Origin of the sequence: Kitasatospora sp. NPDC097643, from assembly GCF_040302625.1 — a bacterium.
Classification (GTDB): Bacteria; Actinomycetota; Actinomycetes; order Streptomycetales; family Streptomycetaceae; genus Kitasatospora.
The window spans coordinates 21,372-45,918 of record NZ_JBEOSA010000054.1 but is presented as its reverse complement, the minus strand read 5'-3'; the positions used below and the strand labels follow the sequence as shown (position 1 = coordinate 45,918).

Genomic DNA, 24,547 nt, shown 5'->3' with positions numbered 1-24,547 from the left:
GTGGATCAGGCGGACAGGCTGGCGCGGCCCTTGCCACGGCGGGCGGCCAGGATGGCGCGGCCGGCGCGGGTACGCATACGCAGCCGGAAGCCGTGGGTCTTCGCGCGACGACGGTTGTTCGGCTGGAAGGTGCGCTTGCTCACTCGGGGGCTCCTGAGGTGAATCGTAGGATGACGGGGAATCGCTTGGCCGTCACCGTGCGTCCGCGTGATCTCCCCTGATTCGGAAATCCGGCCCGTCCCCCCAGTTCGGCTGGGGTTTGAGGCAATCCACGGCGCCCGTGCTGCGCGCCTTATGGAGCGGGTGGACCCGCGGACATGCGGCAGCGGCCATCGACAACTCGACCTGGTTACGGTACGCGGGACGGGGCGCGAGGGTCAAACCAGCCGCTCCGACCCCCGGTTTCCCACAGCCTGTGGACAACGACTTGATCCGGCTCTGTTCGCTGACTACCGTTGCAGAACTTGTCTGGTTTGTTCTTGGAAAGCGTGCACCAGTGGCTGATGTCAACAGCGACCTTGTCCCGGTCTGGGCAAGGGTCGTCGAGCGGCTGGTCAGCGACCCGGACGTCGGCGAGATGGACAAGCAGTGGGTGCAGCGCACCCAGCCGATGTGGATGATGCACGACACCGCGCTGCTGGCCACCCCCAACGAGCGCGCCAAGCAGGTGCTGGAGGGCCGGCTGCTGCCGCAGCTCACCGAGGCCCTCAGCCGCGAGCTCAACCGCCCGGTGCGGATCGCCGTGATGGTCGACGCCAACGCCGTGCCGACCACCCCCGCGCCCGCCCCGCAGCCCCCGGCCGAGCCCTACCCCGGCCCGGCCGAGGAGGACAGCGGCGACTACGGCGGCCAGGGCTACCCGCAGCCGTACGAACCGGACTACGAGCGGCCCCGCTACGACACCGGCGGCTACGAGCAGCGCCCCGCGCCGTACGGCGGCCCGGCGGGCGCTCCGGCCTGGCCCGGCTACGGCGACCAGGGCTACGGCGAGCAGGGAGGTGGCTACCCCGCGCAGGGCGACGGCTACCAGGACCACGGCGCCGGCTACCAGGAGCAGCCGCCCGCCTACCGCGACGCCGAGGAGCCCGCGCCGCGCCCGGCGCCGCGCCAGCTGCCCGGCGGCCCGCCCGCGACCACCCAGGGCGACCTGTTCGGCGGCGCCTACGGCCCCGGCCCGAACGAGCAGCCCCGCACCGGCGCCGGCCGCCGCTCCACCGGCTCCCGCCCGACCGGCGGCCGTCCGGCGGAGAAGGCCGTGCCGGAGCGCGCCACCGACCGCCCCGCCGTCCCCGGAGTGCCCGCCCCGCCCGGCGCTCCCCCGGCCGGCGGCGCGCGCAAGGACGAGCCGGCCGCCCGGCTGAACCCCAAGTACCTCTTCGACACCTTCGTCATCGGCGCGAGCAACCGCTTCGCGCACGCGGCGGCGGTGGCGGTCGCCGAGGCCCCGGCCAAGGCGTACAACCCGCTCTTCATCTACGGCGAGTCCGGGCTGGGCAAGACCCACCTGCTGCACGCCATCGGGCACTACTCGCGCAGCCTCTTCCCGGGCACCCGGGTGCGCTACGTGTCCTCGGAGGAGTTCACCAACGAGTTCATCAACTCGATCCGGGACGGCAAGGCGGACACCTTCCGCCGCCGCTACCGGGACATGGACATCCTGCTCGTGGACGACATCCAGTTCCTCGCGAGCAAGGAGTCCACGCAGGAGGAGTTCTTCCACACCTTCAACACCCTGCACAACGCGAACAAGCAGATCGTCCTCTCGTCGGACCGGCCGCCCAAGCTGCTGACCACGCTGGAGGACCGGCTGCGCAACCGCTTCGAGTGGGGCCTGATCACCGACGTCACCCCGCCGGAGCTGGAGACCCGGATCGCGATCCTCCGCAAGAAGGCGATCCAGGAGCAACTGAACGCCCCGGCCGACGTGTTGGAGTTCATCGCGTCCCGGATCACCCGCAACATCCGGGAGCTGGAGGGCGCCCTGATCCGGGTCACCGCCTTCGCCAACCTCAACCGGGCGCCGGTGGACCTGGAGCTGGCCGGGATCGTCCTCAAGGACCTGATCCCGGGCGGGGACGAGGACGCCGGGCCGGAGATCACCGCGCAGGTCATCATGCAGCAGACCGCGGCCTACTTCGGGCTGGGCGTGGACGACCTCTGCGGATCCTCCCGCAGCCGGGTGCTGGTGACGGCCCGCCAGATCGCCATGTACCTCTGTCGGGAGCTGACCGACCTCTCGCTGCCCAAGATCGGCGCCCAGTTCGGCGGCCGCGACCACACCACGGTGATGCACGCGGACCGCAAGATCCGCTCGCTGATGGCCGAGCGGCGGTCGATCTACAACCAGGTCACCGAGCTCACCAACCGCATCAAGAGCTAGTCCCCGGCAGCGGGTTCGGAGGGCGTCAGGAGCGATCCTGGCGCCCTTTTGCCATATCCACAGGTGTGCGTCGCACGCCGGCGGGGCAGGTATGCGTTCGACGGACGCTTCGCCAGTCCACAGCCCGCGCCGAACATCTGACCGGTGATTCGAAAACCGGGGCCGCGCAGGGCCTTTGTCCACAGGGCGGGCGCCTTCCCCACAGTCCACAGGCCGGGGAGTCCGGAGTTATCCAGAATTCGTCCACAGGCTCCTCGCCGCTACGCTCTTCCGCGCAGGTCAGGTGCCTGTGGACTTGTGCACAACGGTTATCCACAGGGTGTGGACAATTGACGGGCCGCCAGTGGGCCGTCCGGGTTATCCACCGCTTGTCCCCAGGGCGAGGCCGGTTATCCCCAGGTTGTCCACAGCGGGGTCCACAGTTCGACAACCTTGGGGCCCCGTTCATACCCTGGTGTGAAAGGCGTCACGTAAAGTTGACCGGCGCCCGTGGATAACCGGGCCCGGATCTGGGGACAGTCCTGGGGATAACCTGTGGATACCGAGCGTGGCCTGTGGGTAACGCTCCGCCGTCCACAGCGCGGCCTGCCCGTCCACAGCCGCCGTCCACACCCACTGTGGACAAAAATCGGGCCCTGACCTGCGGAAACGGGGTTATCCACGGTTTCCACAGGCCCTACTACTACCACTACACATTTAGACCTCGGACTTGCTTTCCAAGTGGGTGGGCCCGAAATCTGTGGACAACCGCTCCCCGACATCTGTTCGGGCTTGCTTCCGCCCGTCTGCCCCGTCTGTCGGCGGAGTACGTCAGACTGTCCTCGGCGACTGGAAGCGGAGTGGCAGAGCTCGGCGGACAGCCGACCGACGATCAAGATCAGACGAACCAGAGTGCGAGCGGGAGCGCTCGATCCAGGAGGCGGTTACCGGTGAAGTTCCGGGTGGAGCGTGACGTCCTCGCGGAGGCGGTGGCCTGGGCTGCCCGCAGCCTCCCGGCACGGCCGCCGGTGCCGGTGCTGGCCGGCCTGCTGCTGACGGCGCAGGACGGCAGCCTGGCGCTGTCCGGCTTCGACTACGAGGTCTCGGCCCGGGTCGAGCTGGAGGCCGACATCGAGGAGGCCGGCACCGTCCTGGTCTCCGGCCGGCTGCTGAACGACATCTCGCGCAACCTCCCCAACAGGCCTGTGGAGATCTCCACCGACGGCCAGCGGGTCAGCGTGGTCTGCGGCAGCTCCCGGTTCACCCTCCCCACCCTCCCGGTGGACGAGTACCCCGCGCTGCCCCAGATGCCGACCGCCACCGGCACCGTCTCCGGTGACGTCTTCGCCTCCGCCGTCAGCCAGGCCGCCGTGGCCGCCGGCCGCGACGACACCCTCCCGGTGCTCACCGGTGTCCGGGTCGAGATCGAGGGCGACCGGATCACCCTGGCCGCCACCGACCGCTACCGCTTCGCCGTCCGCGAGCTGCTGTGGAAGCCCGAGCAGTCGGACATCTCCGCCGTCGCCCTGGTCCCCGCCAAGACCCTCCAGGACATCGCCAAGTCCCTGGGCAGCGGCGACAACGTCTCGATCGCGCTCTCCTCGGGCGGTGCCGGCGAGGGCCTGATCGGCTTCGAGGGCGCCGGCCGCCGCACCACCACCCGGCTGCTGGAGGGCGAGTTCCCCAAGTTCCGCAGCCTCTTCCCGACCGAGTTCAGCGCGGTCGCCGCGATCCAGACCCAGCCCTTCCTGGAGGCGCTCAAGCGCGTCTCGCTGGTCGCCGAGCGGAACACCCCGGTCCGGCTGAGCTTCGAGCAGGGCGTGCTGACCCTGGAGGCCGGCTCGGGCGACGACGCCCAGGCCACCGAGCGGGTCGACGCCGACCTGGAGGGCGACGACATCTCGATCGCCTTCAACCCGGGCTACCTGGAGGAGGGCCTCAAGGCCATCGACTCCGCCTACGCCCAGCTGAGCTTCACCACCCCGACCAAGCCGGCCCTGCTCAGCGGCAAGGCCGCGGTGGACGCCGAGGAGGACAAGGCGTACCAGTACCTGATCATGCCGGTCCGCCTCTCCGGCTGACGGTCCCGCGACCACCCACAGGCTGTGGACACAGCCTGTGGACGGCCTCCCCCGGTCGGCCCGACCACGGGGAGGCCGTCGCCGTTCAGCGCGTAGGCTCAGGCCTGTGCGGCAACGGCGCCGCCGGCAGGCACGTCACCACAGGTAAGGACTTGGTCATGGAGCTCGGCCTCATCGGTCTCGGCAAGATGGGCGGCAACATGCGCGAGCGGATCCGCCGCGCCGGCCACACCGTCATCGGCTACGACCGCAACCCGGACATCTCCGACGTCGAGAGCCTCCAGGAGCTCGTCACCAAGCTCCAGGGCCCGCGCGTGGTCTGGGTGATGGTCCCGGCCGGCGCCGCCACCCAGGCGACCGTGGACGAGCTCGCCGAGCTGCTCTCCCCCGGCGACGTGGTGGTCGACGGCGGCAACTCCCGCTGGACCGACGACGTCAAGCACGCCGAGGCGCTGGCCGCCAAGGGCATCGGCTTCGTCGACTGCGGCGTCTCCGGCGGCGTCTGGGGCCTGGAGAACGGCTACGCCCTGATGTACGGCGGCGACGCCGAGCACGTCGCGAAGGTCCAGCCGGTCTTCGACGCGCTCAAGCCCGAGGGCGACTTCGGCTCGGTGCACGCGGGTGCGGTGGGCGCCGGCCACTTCGCCAAGATGGTCCACAACGGCATCGAGTACGCGATGATGCAGGCCTTCGCCGAGGGCTGGGAGCTGCTGGAGGCCGCCCCCGAGGTCACCGACGTGCGCGAGGTCTTCCGCAGCTGGCAGGAGGGCACCGTGATCCGCTCCTGGCTGCTGGACCTGGCCGTCCGCGCCCTGGACGAGGACGAGCACCTGGCCAAGCTGCGCGGCTGGGCCGCCGACTCCGGTGAGGGCCGCTGGACCGTCGAGGCCGCGATCGACCACGCGGTGCCGCTGCCGGCGATCACCGCCTCGCTGTTCGCCCGCTTCGCCTCCCGCCAGGAGGACTCGCCGCAGATGAAGATGATCGCCGCGCTGCGCAACCAGTTCGGCGGCCACGCGGTCGAGTCCAAGTAACTCGAGAGTCTGTCCACAGAAGGCGAGCGCAGTCCACAGCCATGCACGTCGCGCACCTGTCGCTCGCCGACTTCCGGTCGTACGCCCGGGCCGAGGTTCCCCTCGACCCGGGCGTGACGGCCTTCGTCGGGCCCAACGGCCAGGGCAAGACCAATCTGGTCGAGGCGATCGGCTACGTCGCCACCCTGGGCAGCCACCGGGTGGCCACCGACGCCCCGCTGATCCGGCTGGGCGCCGAGCGGGCGGTGATCCGCACCTCGGTGGTGGACCGCGGCCGCTCCACCCTGATCGAGCTGGAGCTGACCCCGGGCAAGGCCAACCGGGCCCGGATCAACCGCTCCGACAACGTCCGCCCGCGCGACGTGCTGGGCCTGCTGCGGACGGTGCTGTTCGCCCCCGAGGACCTCAGCCTGGTCAAGGGCGACCCGGGGGAGCGCCGCCGCTTCCTGGACGAGCTGCTGACCGCCCGGGCCCCCCGGCTGGCCGGGGTCCGGCAGGACTACGAGCGGGTGCTCAAGCAGCGCAACGCCCTGCTGAAGACCGCCGCGATGGCCCGCAGGGCCGGCGGCGGCAAGGGCGCCGACCTGTCCACCCTGGAGGTCTGGGACGGCCACCTGGCCCGCGCCGGCGCCGAGTTGACGGCCTTCCGGATCCAGCTGGTCACCGCCCTGCAACCGCTGGTGGCGGCCGCGTACGGGCGACTGGCGCCCGGCGGCGCGGAGACCGCCCTGGAGTACCGCAGCTCCTTCGAGGGCGAGCTGCCGACCAGCCGGGAGCAGGCCGAGGAACAGCTGCTCCAGGCGTTGCAGGCGGTCCGCAAGCAGGAGGTCGAGCGCGGGCTCACCCTGGTCGGCCCGCACCGCGACGAGCTGGGGCTCAGGCTCGGCCCGCTGCCCGCCAAGGGCTACGCCAGCCACGGCGAGTCCTGGTCGTACGCACTCGCGCTGCGGCTGGCCTCGTACGAGCTGCTGCGCTCCGACGGCGGCGAGCCGGTGCTGATCCTGGACGACGTGTTCGCCGAGCTGGACGCGGCCCGCCGGGACCGGCTGGCCGAGCTGGTGGCCGACGGCGAACAGGTGCTGGTCACCGCGGCGGTCGCCGAGGACGTGCCGAAGGCGCTGGCCGGTGCCCGGTTCTCGGTCGCCGACGGCGAGGTGCACAAGGTCACCGGCTGACGGCGGCCGACCGCCACCTCGCCGCACGGCACTGTCCGGGCCCTCCCGTACGCTGGATCGTTCAGCGTTGTCCACAGGCTGGGGAAAGGAGATCGCCGTGAGCGAGCCGGCGGAGCCCTCCCCCCGACCGGGCGGTACCGAACCGACGGGTGCCCAGCCGACCGGGGCCGACCTGGCGCGCTCGGCGCTGCGGGCGGCCCGCGCCCAGGCGAAGCAGCGCGGCGAGCAGGTGCAGCAGAAGCGCGAGGCGAAGCGGCACGGCCTGCGCAGCGGCGCCCGCTCGGACGGCCGCGACCCGGTCCCGCTGGGCGCCGCGCTGAACCGGCTGCTGACCGAGCGGGGCTGGGAGTCCTCGGCCGCGGTCGGCGGGGTGATGGGCCGTTGGCCGCAGATCGTCGGCCCGGACATCGCCGCGCACTGCCACCCCTCCTCCTACGACGACGCCGAAGCGGTGCTCACCGTGCAGTGCGACTCCACCGCGTGGGCCACCCAACTTCGCTGGTTGGCACGGCAGTTGGTGGCCCGCCTGAACCACGAGCTGGGCCACGGCACGGTTCGGGTGATCAAGGTGCTGGGCCCGGCCGCGCCCGCCCGCGGCTACGGCCGGCTGCGCGCGCCGGGGAGCAAGGGCCCCGGCGACACCTGGGGCTGACCGTGCCGGGGGTGCGCCGTCGGGAGCGCTGTGCGGACCACGATCTTCCGGAACCCCTGACAGCCCTTCCAGGCGCTCTGGGCCCCCGGGTCGAGTATCGGGACATGTGCAGAGGGGATTCAGGGCGGCATATCTGCCTTCAAGGGCTGCCAAACGCCCATCTCTGTCAGTCGTACCGGTAGACTGAGAGCCAAACACTGTTGCTAGTGGCAACCGAGTCGAAACGCCGTGGTCGCACGCCCGCCCATACGGGGTGGGGATGCGGCCCGTGCTGTGCCAGAGAGGGCGCTTCGTGGCCGATTCCGGCAACCCCAGCCAGACCCCAGACCAGACCGACCAGGCTTCCTACACCGGGAGCAACATCCAGGTGCTGGAAGGCCTCGACGCCGTCCGCAAGCGCCCCGGCATGTACATCGGCTCGACGGGCGAGCGCGGCCTGCACCACCTGGTGCAGGAGGTGGTGGACAACTCCGTCGACGAGGCGATGGCCGGGTACGCCGACACCATCGACGTCACGATCCTGGCCGACGGCGCGATCCGCTGCGTCGACAACGGCCGCGGCATCCCGGTGGACATCGTCCCCGGCCAGGACAAGCCCGCCGTCGAGGTCGTGCTCACCGTCCTGCACGCGGGCGGCAAGTTCGGCGGCGGCGGCTACGCCGTCTCCGGCGGTCTGCACGGCGTCGGCGTCTCCGTGGTGAACGCGCTGTCCACCCGGCTCTCCGTGGAGATCGACAAGGACGGCCACCGCTGGTTCCAGGACTACAAGATGGGCGCCCCGACCGGTCCCCTGCACAAGGGCGAGGCCACCGACCGGACCGGCACCACCGTCACCTTCTGGGCCGACCCGGACATCTTCGAGACCACGGTCTACTCGTTCGAGACGCTCTCCCGGCGCTTCCAGGAGATGGCCTTCCTCAACAAGGGCCTGTCGATCTCGCTGACCGACGAGCGCCCCGAGCACGTCGACGAGAACGGCCAGCCGCTCACCGTCACGTACAAGTACGACGGCGGCATCGCCGACTTCGTCGCGCACCTCAACTCCCGCAAGGGCGAGCCGGTCCACCCCTCGGTGATCGACTTCGAGGCGGAGGACAAGGACAAGGCGATCTCGGTGGAGATCGCGATGCAGTGGAACTCCTCGTACACCGAGGGCGTGTACAGCTTCGCGAACACCATCCACACGCACGGCGGCGGTACCCACGAGGAGGGCTTCCGCGCCGCGCTGACCGGCCTGGTCAACCGTTACGCGCGGGACAAGAAGCTGCTCCGCGAGAAGGACGACAACCTCTCCGGCGAGGACATCCGCGAGGGTCTGACCGCGATCATCTCGGTCAAGCTCGGCGAGCCGCAGTTCGAGGGCCAGACCAAGGACAAGCTCGGCAACACCGAGGCGAAGACCTTCGTCCAGAAGGTCGTCCACGAGCACCTGAACGACTGGCTGGACCGCAACCCCAACGAGGCCGCGGACATCATCCGCAAGTCCATCCAGGCCGCCACCGCGCGCGTCGCCGCCCGCAAGGCCCGCGACCTGACCCGTCGCAAGGGCCTGCTGGAGTCCGCCTCGCTGCCGGGCAAGCTCTCGGACTGCCAGTCCAAGGACCCGTCCGAGTGCGAGATCTTCATCGTCGAGGGTGACTCCGCCGGCGGCTCGGCCAAGCAGGGCCGTGACCCGCGCACCCAGGCGATCCTCCCGATCCGCGGCAAGATCCTGAACGTCGAGAAGGCCCGGATCGACAAGGTGCTGCAGAACACCGAGGTCCAGGCGCTGATCTCGGCCTTCGGCTGCGGCATCCAGGAGGACTACGACGAGGCCAAGCTCCGGTACCACAAGATCGTCCTGATGGCCGACGCCGACGTCGACGGTCAGCACATCCGCACCCTGCTGCTGACCCTGCTGTTCCGCTTCATGCGGCCGCTGGTCGAGGCCGGGTACGTCTACCTGGCCATGCCGCCGCTGTACAAGATCAAGTGGGGCAAGGACGACTTCGAGTACGCCTACTCCGACCGCGAGCGCGACGCGCTGATCGCCGCCGGGGTCGAGGCCGGGCGCCGACTCCCCAAGGACGACGCGATCCAGCGCTTCAAGGGTCTCGGCGAGATGAACGCCGAGGAGCTCCGGGTCACCACCATGGACGCCGAGCACCGGCTGCTGCTCCAGGTCACCCTGGAGGACGCCGCCCGCGCCGACGAGCTGTTCTCCGTGCTGATGGGCGAGGACGTCGAGGCCCGTCGCTCCTTCATCCAGCGCAACGCCAAGGACGTCCGCTTCCTGGACGTGTGACGCCGCCCGACCGGCAGCGAAGCACGTACCAGTCCGCGTGAAAGGAAACTGACCACCAGTGGTCGACGACAACCGTCCCGACGGCGAACAGCCCGAGACCCCCGAGGCCGCCGAGGCCACCGCCCAGGCGACCATGCGCATCGAGCCGGTCGAGCTCGAGACCGAGATGCAGCGCTCGTACCTCGACTACGCGATGAGCGTGATCGTCAGCCGTGCGCTGCCCGAGGTCCGCGACGGCCTCAAGCCGGTGCACCGCCGCGTGCTCTACGCGATGTACGACGGCGGGTACCGCCCCGAGAAGGGCTACTACAAGTGCGCCCGCGTCGTCGGCGACGTGATGGGCAACTACCACCCGCACGGTGACACCTCGATCTACGACACCGTGGTCCGCCTGGCCCAGCCGTGGTCGCTGCGGATGCCGCTGGTGGACGGCAACGGCAACTTCGGCTCCCCGGGCAACGACCCGGCGGCGGCCATGCGCTACACCGAGTGCAAGATGATGCCGCTGGCCATGGAGATGATGCGCGACATCGACGAGGAGACCGTCGACTTCGCGCCCAACTACGACGGCCGCTCGCAGGAGCCGACCGTCCTGCCCGCGCGCATCCCCAACCTGCTGGTCAACGGTGCCACCGGCATCGCGGTCGGCATGGCCACCAACATCCCGCCGCACAACCTGCGCGAGGTCGCTTCCGGCGCGCTCTGGGCGCTGGAGCACCCGGAGGCCTCCAACGAGGAGCTGCTGGAGGCTCTGATCGAGCGGATCAAGGGCCCCGACTTCCCCACCGGCGCGCTGATCGTCGGCCGCCGCGGGATCGACGACTACTACCGCACCGGCCGCGGCTCGGTCACCATGCGCGCCGTGGTCGAGGTCGAGGAGATCCAGGGCCGCCAGTGCCTGGTGATCACCGAGCTGCCGTACCAGGTCAACCCGGACAACCTCGCGCTGAAGATCGCCGACCTGGTCAAGGACGGCAAGATCGCCGGCATCGCGGACGTCCGCGACGAGTCCTCGTCCCGCACCGGCACCCGCCTGGTGGTCGTGCTCAAGCGCGACGCGGTCGCCAAGGTCGTGCTCAACAACCTGTACAAGCACACCGAGCTGCAGACCAACTTCGGCGCCAACATGCTGGCCCTGGTCGACGGCGTGCCGCGCACCCTGTCGCTGGACGCCTTCATCCGGCACTGGGTGAACCACCAGGTCGAGGTCATCGTCCGGCGCACCACCTTCCGGCTGCGCAAGGCCGAGGAGCGCGCCCACATCCTGCGCGCGCTGCTCAAGGCCCTGGACGTGATCGACGAGGTCATCGCACTGATCCGGGCCTCGGCGAGCGCCGACGCCGCCCGCAGCGGCCTGATGGCCCTGCTGGAGATCGACGAGCTCCAGGCCAACGCCATCCTGGAGATGCAGCTGCGCCGCCTGGCCGCCCTGGAGCGCCAGCGGATCACGGACGAGCACGACGAGCTTCAGCGCCGGATCGACGAGTACAACGCGATCCTGGCCTCGCCGACCCGCCAGCGGGAGATCATCTCCGAGGAGCTCACCGCGATCGTCGAGAAGTACGGCGACGAGCGGCGCTCCACCCTCATCCCCTCCGACGGCGACCTCTCCATCGAGGACCTCATCGCCGAGGAGGACATCGTCGTCACCATCACCCGTGGCGGCTACGTCAAGCGGACCCGCTCCGACCTCTACCGCTCGCAGAAGCGCGGCGGCAAGGGCGTGCGCGGCGCCCAGCTGAAGCAGGACGACATCGTCGACCACTTCTTCGTGACGACGACCCACAACTGGATCCTGTTCTTCACCAACAAGGGCCGGGTCTACCGCGCCAAGGGCTACGAGCTGCCGGACGCCGGGCGCGACGCCCGCGGCCAGCACGTGGCCAACCTGCTGGCCTTCCAGCCGGAGGAGCACATCGCCCAGGTGATGGCCGTCCGCACCTACGAGGACAAGCCGTACCTGGTCCTCGCCACCCGGGCCGGCCTGGTGAAGAAGTCCCCGCTGAAGGACTACGACTCCCCGCGCTCCGGCGGCCTGATCGCGATCAACCTGCGCCAGGACGAGGAGGGCCGGGACGACGAGCTGATCGGCGCCGAGCTGGTCTCCCCCGAGGACGACCTGCTGCTGGTCTCCAGGAAGGCCCAGTCGATCCGCTTCACCGCGACCGACGACGCCCTCCGGTCCACCGGCCGCGCCACCTCCGGCGTCAAGGGCATGGCCTTCCGCGAGGACGACGAGCTGCTGTCGATGAACGTCGTCCGGCCCGGGACGTACGTCTTCACCGCGACCGACGGCGGGTACGCCAAGCGCACCGCGGTGGACGAGTACCGTGTCCAGGGACGCGGCGGCTACGGCACCAAGGCGGCGAAGATCGTCGAGGGCCGGGGCTCGCTGGTCGGTGCGCTGGTGGTCGACGACACCGACGAGATCATGGCGATCACCCTGTCGGGCGGGGTGATCCGTACGAGGGTTTCCGAGGTTCGTGAAACCGGACGTGACACCATGGGCGTCCAACTGATCAACCTCGGAAAGCGCGATGCGGTCGTGGGCATGGCCCGCAACGCGGAGGCCGAGGACGAGGAGACGGCGGAGGACGAGGTCACGGACACCGCGTCCACCGAGACGGCCGAGGGGACGGGGCCGGCGGTCGGCGACGACGCCGAGGCCTGAACCGAACCCCGGGCCGGTGCCGTGGCGTCCAGAGAGAGGACGCGACGGCACCGGCCGCCGACCAGTTCCGGGCAATCCCGCCGGGCGCTGGATGACGAGTGACGAAGCAGGGCGGTGCCGCCGCCCTGGTGGGAAGTGCGGGAGGACCAGGTGAGTGGAGCCACGGGTGCTGCGGGAGGACCCTCCGGCGGCCGTCCGGGCGCGCAGGGCGGGGGTGCGTACGGCGTGCCGCAGCCGCCGGCCGAGCACTCGGCCGCGTCCACCTCGCTGATGCCACCGGTCGGCGCGGCGGGCCAGAGCGGCGGGACGTACGGCGGCCAGGCCACGCCCCCGCCGCCGGGCACCCCGGCGCCGGGCGCGGGCGGCTTCTCGCAGCCGACCACGTACGCCAAGGGGCAGCCGACCCCGGCCCGGGGCACCCGGACCGGGGGCGCCACCCCGCCCGGCGGCACGCCCGTCCCCGGGGCGGCGCGCCGCCCGGCCGCCGCGCCCGCGGCCGCCGGCCCGGGTCTCGGCCGGACCCGCAAGGCCCGGCTGCGGGTGACCAAGGTCGACCCGTGGTCCGTGATGAAGGTCAGCTTCCTGCTGTCGCTGGCGGTCGGGATCATCATCATCGTGGCCGCGGCGGTGCTGTGGATGACGCTGGACTCGCTCGGCGTCTTCGACTCGCTGACCAAGACCCTCAAGGACGTCACCGGCTCGGACAGCAACGGTGGCATCAACCTCATGGACTACGTGGGCTTCGGCAAGGTGATGACCTTCACCGCGCTGATCGCCGTGGTCGACGTGGTCCTGCTGACCGCGCTGTCCACGCTCTCCGCGTTCATCTACAACGCCGCGGCCGGCTTCACCGGCGGCGTCGAGCTGACCCTGGCCGAAGAGGACTGATCCCGGCCGGATCCTGACCCTCGGTCACCCTTCCGTCGCCAGGCGGAATGCACGGGCCCCGCAGGCTGTTCCAGCCTGCGGGGCCCGTCGGCATTCGGGTGACAGCCGGCTCCCCCCGCGGCGTGCCGCCTGGCAGCGGCCCGGCCGGGTGAGGTGAGGTTCCGCAGGACGGCTGGACGGAGGCGCGCGGTGGCGAAGCTCGCAGGTCAACTGGTCGAGGCCCTGGAAGAGCTGTTGGGGCTCCCGGCACCGCTGCGGGTGCAGGCCTGGGACGGCAGCGTCGCCGGGCCGCCCGGGGCGCCCGCCGTCGTGCTGCGCAACCGCCGGGCGCTGCGCCGGCTGCTCTGGCAGCCGGGCGAGCTGGGCCTGGCCCGGGCCTACGTCTCCGGTGACCTGGACATCGCCCACGACTCCGACCTGTACGAGGTGCTGTCGGCGGTCGGCCGGTTCGCCGAGCTGCCGGAGGTCCGCCGGCTACGGCTGGGCCCGCGCGAGGCGCTCGGGGCCGGGGGCCGCCGGGCCCTCGCGGCGCTGCTGCGGGCCGGGGCGCTGGGCCCCGAGCCCACGCCGCCCCCGGAGGAGGTCAGGAGGGCCCAGGGGCGGCTGCACAGCCGCAACCGGGACCGCGCGGCCATCAGCCACCACTACGACGTCGGGAACGACTTCTACGGGCTCGTGCTGGGCCCGTCCATGGTCTACTCGTGCGCCTACTGGACGCCCGAGTCGAAGAGCCTGGAGGCGGCCCAGGAGGCCAAGCTCGACCTGATCTGCCGCAAGCTCGGCCTGCGGCCCGGCCTGCGCCTGCTGGACGTCGGCTGCGGCTGGGGCTCGCTGCTGCTGCACGCGGCCCGGCACTACGGCGTCACGGCGGTCGGCGTCTCCATCTCGCGGGAGCAGGTCGCGCTGGCCCGCCGGCGGGTGGAGGAGGCCGGTCTGGCCGACCGGGTGGAGATCCGGCTCCAGGACTACCGGGAGATCGACGACGGCCCGTTCGACGCGATCTCCAGCATCGGGATGGCCGAGCACGTCGGCTCCGAGCAGTACCGGGTCTACGCCGAGGGGCTGTACCGGCTGCTGGTGCCCGGCGGCCGGCTGCTCAACCACCAGATCGCCCGCCGCCCCGACCACCCGGGTGAACCGCACCGCACCAGCCCCTTCATCGACCGCTACGTGTTCCCGGACGGCGAGCTCTCCCCGGTCGGTTCCACCGTGGCCCGGCTGGAGGAGGCCGGCTTCGAGGTCCGGGACGTCGAGGCGCTGCGCGAGCACTACGGCCTGACCCTGCGCGAGTGGGTGGCCAACCTGGAGGCGCACTGGTCCGAGGCGGTCGGGCTGGTCGGCCGGGGCCGGGCCAGGGTCTGGCGGCTGTACATGGCCGCCAGCGCGCTCGCCTTCGAGCAGAACCGGATCGGGGTCAACCAGGTCCTCGCCGTCCGCGGCACCGCGGAGGGCTCCTCGGGCCTGCCGGCCACCCGCGAGGAGTGGCTGCTGCGCCCGGCCGCGCGGGCGCCGAAGCAGGTCGCGGGGGTGCCGGCCGCGAGCCGCGCCGATACGGATTTGGGAGATCGGCCGCCGGTCCGCTAATCTTTCAGTGCGGCAAGGGCCTATAGCTCAGACGGTTAGAGCGCTTCCCTGATAAGGAAGAGGCCACAGGTTCAAGTCCTGTTAGGCCCACCACCGCGAAGGGCCCGGAGTGATCCACTCCGGGCCCTTCGACGTTTTCGCGGATCGGCCGGCTTCCGGTACGCTCTCTGTCCAGAGAGGGCCTATAGCTCAGACGGTTAGAGCGCTTCCCTGATAAGGAAGAGGCCACAGGTTCAAGTCCTGTTAGGCCCACCTCCCCGAAGGGCCCGGAGTGATCCACTCCGGGCCCTTCGACGTTTTCGCGGGCGGGCCGCGCGGGCCGACCGTACGACAGGAGGTACGGCGTCAATCCTCCGGTCCGACCGCCGGGTTGGCGGCAGCGGTGGCTGGTCACGATTGGGACACCGGTGTGTATCATCGGCCGCGTGGGCAGTCTGGCACCCGGCCGCCCATGCGTGATCGAAACAATCTGGACTCGTCGGCCCGGTCAGTCCGGCCGGAGCACCGGCTCTTGAGTCCACCAACGCAAGAAGGACGAGGTCCCGCGGTGAAGAAGCTTCTCCTGGTCGCCCTGGTCGCCCTCGGCGGCTTCTTTGTCTACCGTCAGGTCCAGGCGGACCGCGCCGAGCAGGACCTGTGGACCGAGGCCACCGACCCGGTCCCGGCCGGTCGCTGAGCTCCGGGCGATCTGACGATCGACGATCTTCGGAGGCGCTGACCGCGCCTCCCGGGTCCGCCGGGCCGGTCACCAGACCGGGCCGGCCGGGCCCAGGCACCGCCCGGTCCCGCCTCGGCGGGTTCGGTCGGCCCGGGGGAGGCGCTGGGAAACGCGCCGGAACCCGGTACGCTAGTGCCCGTCGGCACCCGCGGTGCCGTCGAGGGGCATTAGCTCAGTTGGTAGAGCGCTGCCTTTGCAAGGCAGATGTCAGGAGTTCGAGTCTCCTATGCTCCACAGCTTTTGGCAGCCGATCGGCCGCTGACCTGAATCCGGGTCAGCGGCCGATCGTCGTTTCCGGGGCCCGGCGCGGGGCGCCGGAGCCGGGTCAGTGCGGCTTGCGCGGGTCGTGCGGCTTGGGGCGGTCGTCCTCGGCGGGCTTGCCGGGCGGGGGACCGGGCTTGGGGGTGGCCGTCCCGGCGCCGGGCCCGGCGGATCCGGACGGGGAGTCGCCCGAGCCGCTCGTGGGGTTCGCCGAGGGGTCGGCCGAGGGGTCCGGCGGGTTGTCCTCGGGGTTGTTCGTGGGAGTGCCCGTGGGGGCGGAGCCGTTGACCGGGGCCGCGGAGCCGGCGGCGTGGGCACCGGGGGGCTGGGCCCGGTCGGACGGGGGTTCGACCAGCCACTCCGGGTTGCTGTGTCGGCGCCACCACTGCCAGGCCAGGACGCCGCTGCCGATCGCCACCGCGCCGGCCACGGCGAGGCCGGTGGCCCAGCCGTTGTGCTGTTCCTTGCGGACGTTCCGGGCGGCGAGCTCGCTGATCTCGGCGGAGGTGACGTGCCCCTGGAGGGCGGTCAGCGCGGCGGCGCCCCGGGTCTGGGCCTCCTGGGCGACCGGGACCACGACGGCCCGGGTCTCCTCGACGACCTGGACGACCCTGGGGCCGACCGTGGTGCGGGCCTGGCCGGCGGCGCGGGCGGCGGACAGGCGGGCCGCCAGGGCGGCCTCCTGGGCCCGGTGGAAGGCCTTCAGGACGTTCTGCTGGGCCTCGGGCGGCAGGCTGGCGAAGGCGTGACCGAACTGCGGGGCGACATGCCTCTCGTACTGGACCCGGAGGCCCTGGGCGGCCTGAGCGGCCTTCGGCCCGAGGGCGTCCAGGGCGGGGCCCAGACGCGCCTTGGCACCGTCGGCGAGGTGCGCGGCGGTGTCCCGGGTCTTGCTGGCCGTCTCACGAGCTGAGTCCAAACGGGTCACGGGTCTCTCCTCCTGGGTGGCGTCCTATATGCACATATCCACCTGAATGCTGATCATGCATCCTGATTTGTCCGATGGCATTCCGGAGTGGGCCGTACGCGCGGGGCGGGCCGCAGTAGGCTGGCGGCTCCGGTGGGCGCGCATGGGAAGGGAAGCCGCTGATGGTCCCCGACGAGCCGAGGACGCCGACCGACGGGGCCCGGGGGTCCGGGCCCGGCGACGGACTGCCCGGGTGCTACCGGCACCCGGAGACGGCCACCGGTGTCTCCTGCACCCGCTGCGAGCGGCCGATCTGTCCGCGGTGCATGGTCGCCGCCTCGGTGGGCTTCCAGTGCCCCGAGTGCGTCAGCGGCGGGAACGCCCGGGCGCGGCGGGCCACCACCCGGTACGGCGGGGCACCGGTCTCGGACGACGCGCTGGTCACCAAGATCCTGATCGGGATCAACGTGCTGGTCTTCGTGCTGGCCGCCTACGTGCTCGCGCCGCGGCTCGGCCAGGTCTGGGCGCTGTACAGCGTCGGGCGGTCGGTCGTCGGCGGCCCGGACGGCGTCGCGGACGGCGCGGACCAGTGGTACCGGCTGCTGACCGGCACGTTCCTGCACCTCCAGTGGTGGCACATCGGGATGAACATGCTGGCCCTGGCCTGGTTCGGCCCCGGGCTGGAGGCGGCCCTCGGCCGGCTGCGCTACCTCGCGCTCTACCTGCTCTCCGGTCTGGCCGGCAGCGCCTTCGCCTTCCTGGTGGCGGGCGACAAGCTCATCTCGGTCGGGGCCTCCGGTGCGATCTTCGGCCTGATCGGCGCCACGGTGGTGATGCAGGTCCGGGACAAGGGCCCGCTCGGCCCGGTGCTGGCGGTGCTGATCTTCAACCTGATCGTCACCTTCTCGCAGACGAGGAGCGGCCTGCACATCGACTGGCGGGCGCACCTGGGCGGCCTGGTGGTCGGCGCTCTGGTCGCGGTCGGTCTGATGTACGCCCCGCGGGAGCGCCGGGGCCTCGTCCAGGTGCTGGCGGTGGCGGGCGCGGCGCTGGTGGTGCTGGGGATGGTGCTGATCGGGATGGCCCGCTACGGCGCGTGACGCTCCGCAGGGTTGTCCACAACGGGTGCGGGGTTGTGCACAGGCTGTGCGACGGCCCGGGTGCGGACGACTGTTCTACGCGCGTCCTGCTGTACGGGTCGGTCGTTTCCGGAGCATTGTGCACAGCTGTGGAAAGTCCGCGCCGGGAAAGTTATCCACAGGCTGTGGGGACTTTTCCCCAGTGTGGATAACCATGTGGATAAGCATGACTGTCTGATGGTGTGGACGGCCGGACGGTTTTCCGTCCGTTTCCGGGCACGCGAGAGCGCCGCCCCGGGTCGGAAGCTCCGGGACGGCGGTGTCGGCGGCTCAGGAGGAGCGGCCCGTCACTTCCACTGGGTGGAGACGCCGAAGCCGGCGGCGATGAAGCCGAAGCCGACCAGGATGTTCCAGTTCCGCCAGCTCTCGACCGGGTAGCTGCCGCTGGTCACGTAGTAGGTGACGATCCACACCAGGCCGATCAGGAACAGCGCCAGCATCAGCGGGGCGACCCACCCGCGGCCCGAACTGATCTTCACCGCGGCCGTGGTCGGCGGGGTGTAGTCGGACTTCTTGCGGAGTCGAGACTTCGGCACGAGGAGCTCTCCTGTCGATGCGCTGTGAGACCGCGCAGGGGTGCAGCGGGGGTGGGTCGGGCCGGTGGTGGGCTGTGCGGAACGCTATGGGGACCTCGCCCGCACGTGCCACCGGCGTCCGTTAGCGTAGTGGCTCGGCGGGTCTTAAGGAGATAAGGGTACGGTGCCTAATTTGTCGATTCCCCCTCGGCCGACCGCTACCCGCCGCTCCGGCATCCGAATTGTCGGGCGTGCCCTGACCTGCGCGGTTTTCGCCCTGGCCGGTCTGCTCTTCTACATCAGCGCACAGACCGCCCGCGGCACCGACCTGCGGACCGACAACTCGCTGCTGAGCCTGAGCGACGTGATACGCCAGCGCAGTTCGCAGAACCAGCAGGCGCAGTCCCAGCTGGCCGACCTCCAGGACCGGGCCCAGGAACTCACCCAGCAGCAGAGCCGCGACCCCGCCGACACCGCCCGACTGGACGGCCTGCGGCTGGGCACCGCCCTGGAGCCCCTCCAGGGCGGCGGCGTGACCGTCACCCTCAACGACGCCCCGCCGAACGCCACCGCGCGCATCCCCAACGTCCCCGAGCCCGGCGTCAACGACCTGGTCATCCACCAGCAGGACATCCAGGCCGTGGTCAACGCGCTGTGGCGGGGCGGCGCCGAGGGCGTCCAGGTGATGGACCAGCGGCTGATCTCCACCAGCGCCGTCCGCTGCGTCGGCAACACCCTGCTGCTCCAGGGCCGGGTCTACTCCCCGCCGTACGTGGTCAGGGCGGTGGGCCGCACGGACTCCCTGAAGGCGGCGGTGCTGGACGACCCGACGATCCACACCTACCTGAAGTACGTCCAGGCGTACGGCCTCGGCTGGAAGCTCCAGGAGAGCGGCGAACTGACCCTTCCGGGCTACTCCGGTACCACCGACCTGCGCTCGGCGGGTGGACAGCCGTAACGGAGCGGCCTTCCGGCTGTTGATCCCGGGTCTACTCTTGACCCCAGTCCGCTACGTCGAGGGAGCACCATGTACGCCTGGATCTGGCGTCACCTTCCGGGGAACACCCTGGTCCGGGCCGTCATTTCGCTGCTCCTCGTCCTGGGGGTGGTCTACCTCCTGTTCACGTACGTCTTCCCGTGGGCGGAACCGTTGCTCCCCTTCGGTGACGTCACAGTGGACGGCGGCGACGGAGCCGCGGCCGGCTGACCCGCCGGACCACGCCAGTCCCCCAGCCCGCGTATCCCACGGAGACCGCACGCGCATGACCACCCAGCCCCGCATCCTGGTCGTCGACAACTACGACAGCTTCGTCTTCAACCTGGTCCAGTACCTGTACCAGCTCGGCGCCACCTGCGAGGTGGTGCGCAACGACGAGGTGACGGTCGAGCACGCCGTCCGCCGCGCGGGCGACGAGGGCTTCGACGGGGTGCTGCTGTCCCCCGGTCCCGGTGCGCCGGAGGAGGCCGGGGTCTGCATCGAGATGGTGCACCACTGCGCGCGGATCGGGCTGCCGGTGTTCGGCGTCTGCCTGGGCCTGCAGTCCATCGCGGTCGCGTACGGCGCGGTGGTCGACCGGGCGCCGGAGCTGCTGCACGGCAAGACCTCGCTGGTCGAGCACGAGGACGGCGGAGTGTTCGCGGGCCTGCCCTCGCCGCTGACCGCGACCCGCTACCACTCGCTGGCCGTCCACCCGGCCACCGTGCCGGCCGAGCTGGCGGTCACCGCCCGGACGGAGAGCGGCGTGATCATGGGGCTGCGGCACCGCGAGCTGCCGGTCGAGGGCGTGCAGTTCCACCCCGAGTCGGTGCTCACCGAGGGCGGTCACCGGATGCTCGCGAACTGGCTGGCGGAGTGCGGCGATCCGCAGGCCGTGGACCGTTCGGCCGGGCTCGCCCCGGTGATCGGCCGGGGCTGAGCGGCGTGACCGCGCTGCGTCCGGAGGGGCGTTACCAGCCGGAGGCGGGCCCGTACGGGGACGGGCAGCAGTACGGCGGCGCGCAGTACGGCGATGGAACGTACCCGGCCGAGTACCCGACCCAGCGGATCGACCCGGGACAGCTCCAGCCGCCGTACCCCGGCCAGCCCGGCCAGCCCGGCCAGCCCGGTCAGGGCGCGGCCGAGGACGCCTGGGGGGTGTACGAGCAGGCCGAGCAGCCCGCGGAGGCCGGGCCCGAGTACCCGTGGCTGCCCGACCAGACCCTCCAGCTGCGGCTGCCCACCGTCGGCGGCGCAGCGGCCGCCGAACCGGCCCCGCCCACCGGCGGCCGCGCCGAGCGCCGACGGGCCGCCCGGGGCCGGACCTCGGTCCGCTCCGGCGGCGGCCGGCGCCGGGCGAGCGGCCGGGCCGGCGCCGGGCGGGTGCGGCCCAAGGAGTCCAAGGCCGTGGTGGCCGCGCGGTTCGTCGGCGAGCTGTGCATCACGCTCGGCGTGGTGATGCTGCTCTTCGTCTCGTACCAGCTCTGGTGGACCAACGTGCAGGCCGACGCGGCCGCCGACGGCGCCCGCAACCAGCTGGAGCAGCAGTTCGACGCCGCGGCCCAGGCGCCGCCCGCCGCCCCCGGGCAGCCGGCCCCGGACCCGGCCAAGCCGGAGGCGTTCGCGCCGGGCAAGGGCTTCGCCATCATCTACCTGCCCAAGCTGGGGCTGAAGTTCCCGATCGCCGAGGGCACCTCCAAGTCGGCGGTGCTCGACAAGGGCCTGGTCGGCCACTACACCGGCACCGGGATGCCGGCCGACAAGGCGGGCAACTTCGCGCTGGCCGCGCACCGCAACACCCACGGCGAGCCGTTCCGGTACATCAACGAGCTCGGCAAGGGCGACAAGGTCGTGGTGGAGACGGCCACCGCCTACTACACCTACGAGATCACCGGCGGGATCCCGGAGACCTCCCCCAACAACGTGAGCGTGATCAAGCCGGTGCCCAACGGCGCCGGGTACGGCGGCGCCGGACGGTACATCACGCTGACCACCTGCACCCCGGAGTTCACCTCCAAGTTCCGTCTCATCGTCTTTGGCAAGATGATCGACGAACGGCCGCGCAGCCAAGGCAAGCCGGCCGCGATCACGGGCGGGTAGCCGCCCGGAGGCCCGGCACGGAGGGGGAGCACCGGAGATGACGGAGCAGAGGGCGCAGTCGGCGGATCCGGCCGGGGAGGCCCTCCCGCGGCCCGAGCCGGAGCCCGCCCCCGGTCCGCCGCCCGCCCGGCGCGGGCGGGGCCGGGCGCTGGCCGCCCTCGGCGTCCTCGGCGAGGTCCTGATCACCCTGGGGCTGGTGCTGGCCCTGTTCGTGGCCTACTCGCTGTGGTGGACCAACGTGCAGGCGGACCGTTCGGCGGCCGCGGCCTCCGACCAGCTGCGCGACTCCTGGGCGGCCGGCCCGACCGCAGCCCCCTCGACGGCGGCCCCCGGCGCGACGCCCGCGCCCGGCGCCCCGCCCACGGCCTCGTACAACGCCGGGGACGCGGTGGGCTTCCTGCACGTCCCGGCGATGGGCCGGGACTACCAGGTGCTGATCCGGATGGGCACCGGCGCCGACGTGCTGGACGACGGCGTGGCCGGGGTGTACGAGCAGCCGTACCGCGCCGCGATGCCCTGGGACGAGGCCGGCAACTTCGCCCTGGCCGCCCACCGGGACGGCCACGGCGCCAAGTTCCACGACCTGGACGCCGTGCACAAGGGCGACGCGGTCGTCGTCGAGACCAGGGACAAGTGGTACGTCTACAAGGTCGACAACACCCTGCCGGAGACGTCCAAGTACGACACCGGCATCGTCGCGCCGGTGCCGGCGCGCTCCGGCTACGGCGGCCCCGGCCGGTACATCACGCTGACCACCTGCACGCCGGTGCTGACCTCGCGCTACCGGATGGCGGTCTGGGGCAGCCTGGTGCGGGTGGACGCCGTGGACGCCAAGCGGACGCCGCCGCCGGAGCTGCGGCACCCCTGAGACCCCGGGAAGCTTGCAGAGCGCCCGAGGGCCCGTCGCAGCCGCTGCGACGGGCCCTCGGTCTCGCTCCGGGACGCCCCGGCCCTCAGAACCAGGGGAAGAGGGGCTTAGGGGACGTTCCCCCCTTTGGTGTTGGTGCCGGAGGGTGTGGGGGGGAAGGGGTCGCCCCCTTTGGTCGGCTCGGCCGCCTTGGTGAACAGCTGCACCTGGGTGTTCGGGTCCAGCTGGGTGCCGGCCGGCGGGTTGGTCATCTGGACCGTCGCGTTCGGGTCCTGGGGGCCGAGCACGGTGTAGCCCAGACCGGCCTTGGTCAGGGCCGCGGTGGCCTCCGACAGCTTCTGGTTCTGCAGCGGCGGGACGGTGGCCTTCTCCGGCGCCTTGTAGATGGTCAGGACGACCTTCGAGTTGGCCGGGGCCTTGCTGTTGGCCGAGGGCGTCTGCGAGGCGACGGTGTTGACCTTGGTCGGGTCGTTGGTCGTCGTGCTCTTCGACGCGTCGACCTGGAAGCCGGCCGTCTCCAGCTGGGACTGCGCGGCCTCCTTCTGCTGGCCGACCACCGGCGGGACGGTCTGCTTGGCCTTGCCCTGAGAGACGGTCAGCTTGACCGGGGCGCTCGGGTCGCCGGGTGCGCCGGCCGCCGGGTCCTGGGCGATGACCGTCTCCTGCGGAGCGGAGTCGTCGTCCTTGTACTCGGTGGTGACGTTGGTGAAGCCGGCGGCGGTCAGCGCCTGCGTCGCCTGGTCCTTGGTCTTGCCGGTCACCGGGGGCACGTTCGCCTTGGCCGGACCGGAGGACAGCTGCACCGTGATCGCGGCGTTCTCCGCGACCTGGCTGCCGGCCTGCGGGTTCTGGGTGCAGACCTGGTCCTTCTTCACGTTGCTGTCCGGGCAGGCGATCTTGTCGCCCTCGGTCACCGTGAACTTGGCGCCGCCGGCCGCGGCGGCCGTCTTGGCGTCGGCCAGGCTCTTGCCCACCAGGTTCGGCGCGGCGACCTTCGCGGTCTCCTTCTTGTCCTTCTCGCCGCCCCCGCTGAACATCGCCTGGGCCACGAAGAAGGTGCCCACCAGGACCAGCACGGCGGCCACCGCCAGCACGATCCAGGAGGTGTTGCTCTTCTTCGGCGGCTCCTCCTCGCGGCGGCGGCCGCCCTGGCCGTAGCCGTCGTCGTAGCCGTCGTGGCCGCCGCCGCCCGGGGCGCCGGCGTAGGTCTGGCCGTAGCCGTCGTCCTGGTAGCCGCCCTGGCCCGGGTAGCCGGGCTGCTGGGCGGCCTGCGGCAGCAGGGTGGTCGGGCCGCCGCCGGGCTGCTGCGGCAGCACGTTGGTCTGGCCGTACGGGTCGTGCTGCTGCGGGTAGCCGTTCTGGTCGTAGCCGTAGCCGGCCGCGCCCATGCCGTAGGCGGCCTGCTGGGCGGCGGCCACCGGCAGGCCGTCGAGGAAGCGCTCGATGTCGTCGCGCATCTCGTCGGCGCTCTGGTAGCGGTAGTCCCGCTCCTTGGCGAGCGCCTTCAGCACGATCGCGTCGACCTCTGGGCGCACCTCGGGGTCGAAGACGGACGGCGGCTGCGCCTCCTCCCGGACGTGCTGGTAGGCCACCGCGACCGGCGAGTCGCCGACGAACGGCGGGCGGACGGTCAGCAGCTCGTAGAGCAGGCAGCCGGTGGAGTAGAGGTCGGAGCGGGCGTCGACCTGCTCGCCCTTGGCCTGCTCGGGGGAGAGGTACTGGGCGGTGCCGATGACGGCGGAGGTCTGGGTCATGGTCATCCCGGCGTCGCCCATGGCGCGGGCGATGCCGAAGTCCATCACCTTGACGTTGCCCTGCCGGGTCAGCATCACGTTGGCCGGCTTGATGTCGCGGTGGACGATGCCGGCCCGGTGCGAGTACTCCAGCGCCTGGAGGATGCCGATGGTCATCTCCAGCGCGCGCTCCGGCAGCAGCCGGCGGCCGGAGTGCAGCAGCTCGCGCAGGGTCGACCCCTCGACGTACTCCATCACGATGTACGGGATGGAGATGCCGTCGATGTAGTCCTCGCCGGTGTCGTACACGGCGACGATCGCGGGGTGGTTCAGGGACGCCGCCGACTGTGCCTCGCGGCGGAAGCGGGCCTGGAACGACGGATCCCGGGCCATGTCGGCGCGGAGCGTCTTCACTGCGACGGAACGGCCGAGCCGGGTGTCATGGCCGAGGTACACCTCGGCCATGCCGCCGCGCCCGAGGACGCCGCCGAGCTCGTACCTGCCGCCGAGGCGACGAGGCTCTTCCATAGTTCCGACCCTCTCCCTCACCCGCCGGTGAGGTTGTGACGTAGGTGTCCCCGCACGCTCTGAGTGACGACGCG

The 24,547-nt window shown here is 71.6% G+C and carries 20 protein-coding genes and 3 tRNA genes; 19 read left to right on the top strand and 4 right to left on the bottom strand.

Features of this window, described 5'->3' with window-relative positions; translation table 11 throughout:
- Positions 1-5 precede the first annotated feature (5 nt).
- Entirely contained in the window at positions 6-143 is a 138-nt protein-coding gene (gene rpmH / locus ABTY15_RS28670) for a 50S ribosomal protein L34 (RefSeq protein WP_030059672.1), read from the bottom strand.
- 353 nt (positions 144-496) lie between these two features.
- On the opposite strand from rpmH, the gene dnaA reads away from it, so the two are divergent.
- From dnaA to ABTY15_RS28605, 13 genes are all read left to right on the top strand, one after another.
- On the top strand, positions 497-2,380 hold the full coding sequence (gene dnaA / locus ABTY15_RS28665; RefSeq protein ID WP_350601714.1) for a chromosomal replication initiator protein DnaA: 1,884 nt from the start codon (positions 497-499) through the stop codon (positions 2,378-2,380).
- A gap of 929 nt (positions 2,381-3,309) precedes the next feature.
- Positions 3,310-4,440: a DNA polymerase III subunit beta gene (gene dnaN, locus ABTY15_RS28660; protein WP_350601708.1), complete on the top strand. Its 1,131-nt coding sequence runs from the start codon at positions 3,310-3,312 to the stop codon at positions 4,438-4,440.
- Between the two features lie 158 nt (positions 4,441-4,598).
- Positions 4,599-5,474, top strand: coding sequence for a phosphogluconate dehydrogenase (NAD(+)-dependent, decarboxylating) (gene gnd / locus ABTY15_RS28655; RefSeq protein ID WP_350601704.1), 876 nt, complete (start codon positions 4,599-4,601; stop codon positions 5,472-5,474).
- A 41-nt stretch (positions 5,475-5,515) separates the two neighbouring features.
- The gene (gene recF / locus ABTY15_RS28650) at positions 5,516-6,649 is read left to right on the top strand and encodes a DNA replication/repair protein RecF (protein WP_350601700.1); all 1,134 of its coding nucleotides are present in this window, start codon (positions 5,516-5,518) and stop codon (positions 6,647-6,649) included.
- A gap of 97 nt (positions 6,650-6,746) precedes the next feature.
- Complete coding sequence (locus ABTY15_RS28645; protein ID WP_350601697.1) at positions 6,747-7,301, top strand: DciA family protein; 555 nt, start codon at positions 6,747-6,749, stop codon at positions 7,299-7,301.
- Between the two features lie 268 nt (positions 7,302-7,569).
- The gene (gene gyrB / locus ABTY15_RS28640; protein WP_350601688.1) at positions 7,570-9,585 is read left to right on the top strand and encodes a DNA topoisomerase (ATP-hydrolyzing) subunit B; all 2,016 of its coding nucleotides are present in this window, start codon (positions 7,570-7,572) and stop codon (positions 9,583-9,585) included.
- A 133-nt stretch (positions 9,586-9,718) separates the two neighbouring features.
- Positions 9,719-12,256, top strand: a complete 2,538-nt coding sequence (gene gyrA, locus ABTY15_RS28635; protein WP_502893615.1) for a DNA gyrase subunit A — start codon at positions 9,719-9,721, stop codon at positions 12,254-12,256.
- 225 nt (positions 12,257-12,481) lie between these two features.
- On the top strand, positions 12,482-13,144 hold the full coding sequence (locus ABTY15_RS28630; protein WP_350601680.1) for a DUF3566 domain-containing protein: 663 nt from the start codon (positions 12,482-12,484) through the stop codon (positions 13,142-13,144).
- Between the two features lie 189 nt (positions 13,145-13,333).
- Positions 13,334-14,728 carry a class I SAM-dependent methyltransferase gene (locus ABTY15_RS28625; protein WP_350601676.1) on the top strand — a complete coding sequence of 465 codons (1,395 nt, stop codon included), beginning with the start codon at positions 13,334-13,336 and terminating at the stop codon, positions 14,726-14,728.
- Positions 14,729-14,744: 16 nt separating this feature from the next.
- Positions 14,745-14,821 (top strand) — tRNA-Ile (locus ABTY15_RS28620).
- A gap of 85 nt (positions 14,822-14,906) precedes the next feature.
- Positions 14,907-14,980, top strand: a tRNA-Ile gene (locus tag ABTY15_RS28615).
- 295 nt (positions 14,981-15,275) lie between these two features.
- Complete coding sequence (locus ABTY15_RS28610; RefSeq protein WP_014137031.1) at positions 15,276-15,404, top strand: DLW-39 family protein; 129 nt, start codon at positions 15,276-15,278, stop codon at positions 15,402-15,404.
- A gap of 203 nt (positions 15,405-15,607) precedes the next feature.
- Positions 15,608-15,680, top strand: a tRNA-Ala gene (locus ABTY15_RS28605).
- A gap of 91 nt (positions 15,681-15,771) precedes the next feature.
- On the opposite strand, the gene ABTY15_RS28600 is transcribed toward ABTY15_RS28605, so the two are convergent.
- A complete protein-coding gene (locus ABTY15_RS28600) occupies positions 15,772-16,635 on the bottom strand; it encodes a DUF5324 family protein (protein ID WP_350601672.1) in 864 nt (287 codons plus the stop codon).
- Positions 16,636-16,796: 161 nt separating this feature from the next.
- Between ABTY15_RS28600 and ABTY15_RS28595 the strand changes: the two genes are divergently transcribed.
- Entirely contained in the window at positions 16,797-17,714 is a 918-nt protein-coding gene (locus ABTY15_RS28595) for a rhomboid family intramembrane serine protease (protein ID WP_350601669.1), read from the top strand.
- 326 nt (positions 17,715-18,040) lie between these two features.
- On the opposite strand, the gene crgA is transcribed toward ABTY15_RS28595, so the two are convergent.
- Positions 18,041-18,289, bottom strand: coding sequence for a cell division protein CrgA (crgA, locus tag ABTY15_RS28590; protein ID WP_270145659.1), 249 nt, complete (start codon positions 18,287-18,289; stop codon positions 18,041-18,043).
- Positions 18,290-18,461: 172 nt separating this feature from the next.
- Here crgA and ABTY15_RS28585 point away from each other — a divergent pair, with 172 nt between their 5' ends.
- From ABTY15_RS28585 to ABTY15_RS28565, 5 genes are all read left to right on the top strand, one after another.
- Complete coding sequence (locus tag ABTY15_RS28585) at positions 18,462-19,226, top strand: DUF881 domain-containing protein (RefSeq protein WP_502893613.1); 765 nt, start codon at positions 18,462-18,464, stop codon at positions 19,224-19,226.
- A 69-nt stretch (positions 19,227-19,295) separates the two neighbouring features.
- Positions 19,296-19,475 carry a hypothetical protein gene (locus ABTY15_RS28580; RefSeq protein ID WP_350601663.1) on the top strand — a complete coding sequence of 60 codons (180 nt, stop codon included), beginning with the start codon at positions 19,296-19,298 and terminating at the stop codon, positions 19,473-19,475.
- Between the two features lie 55 nt (positions 19,476-19,530).
- Positions 19,531-20,184 carry an aminodeoxychorismate/anthranilate synthase component II gene (locus tag ABTY15_RS28575; protein WP_350601659.1) on the top strand — a complete coding sequence of 218 codons (654 nt, stop codon included), beginning with the start codon at positions 19,531-19,533 and terminating at the stop codon, positions 20,182-20,184.
- A 5-nt stretch (positions 20,185-20,189) separates the two neighbouring features.
- Positions 20,190-21,344, top strand: coding sequence for a class E sortase (locus ABTY15_RS28570; protein ID WP_350601656.1), 1,155 nt, complete (start codon positions 20,190-20,192; stop codon positions 21,342-21,344).
- 37 nt (positions 21,345-21,381) lie between these two features.
- Complete coding sequence (locus tag ABTY15_RS28565) at positions 21,382-22,212, top strand: class E sortase (protein ID WP_350601653.1); 831 nt, start codon at positions 21,382-21,384, stop codon at positions 22,210-22,212.
- Between the two features lie 107 nt (positions 22,213-22,319).
- Here ABTY15_RS28565 and pknB read toward each other — a convergent pair whose 3' ends face one another.
- A complete protein-coding gene (gene pknB, locus ABTY15_RS28560) occupies positions 22,320-24,473 on the bottom strand; it encodes a Stk1 family PASTA domain-containing Ser/Thr kinase (protein WP_350601651.1) in 2,154 nt (717 codons plus the stop codon).
- Positions 24,474-24,547: the final 74 nt, after the last annotated feature.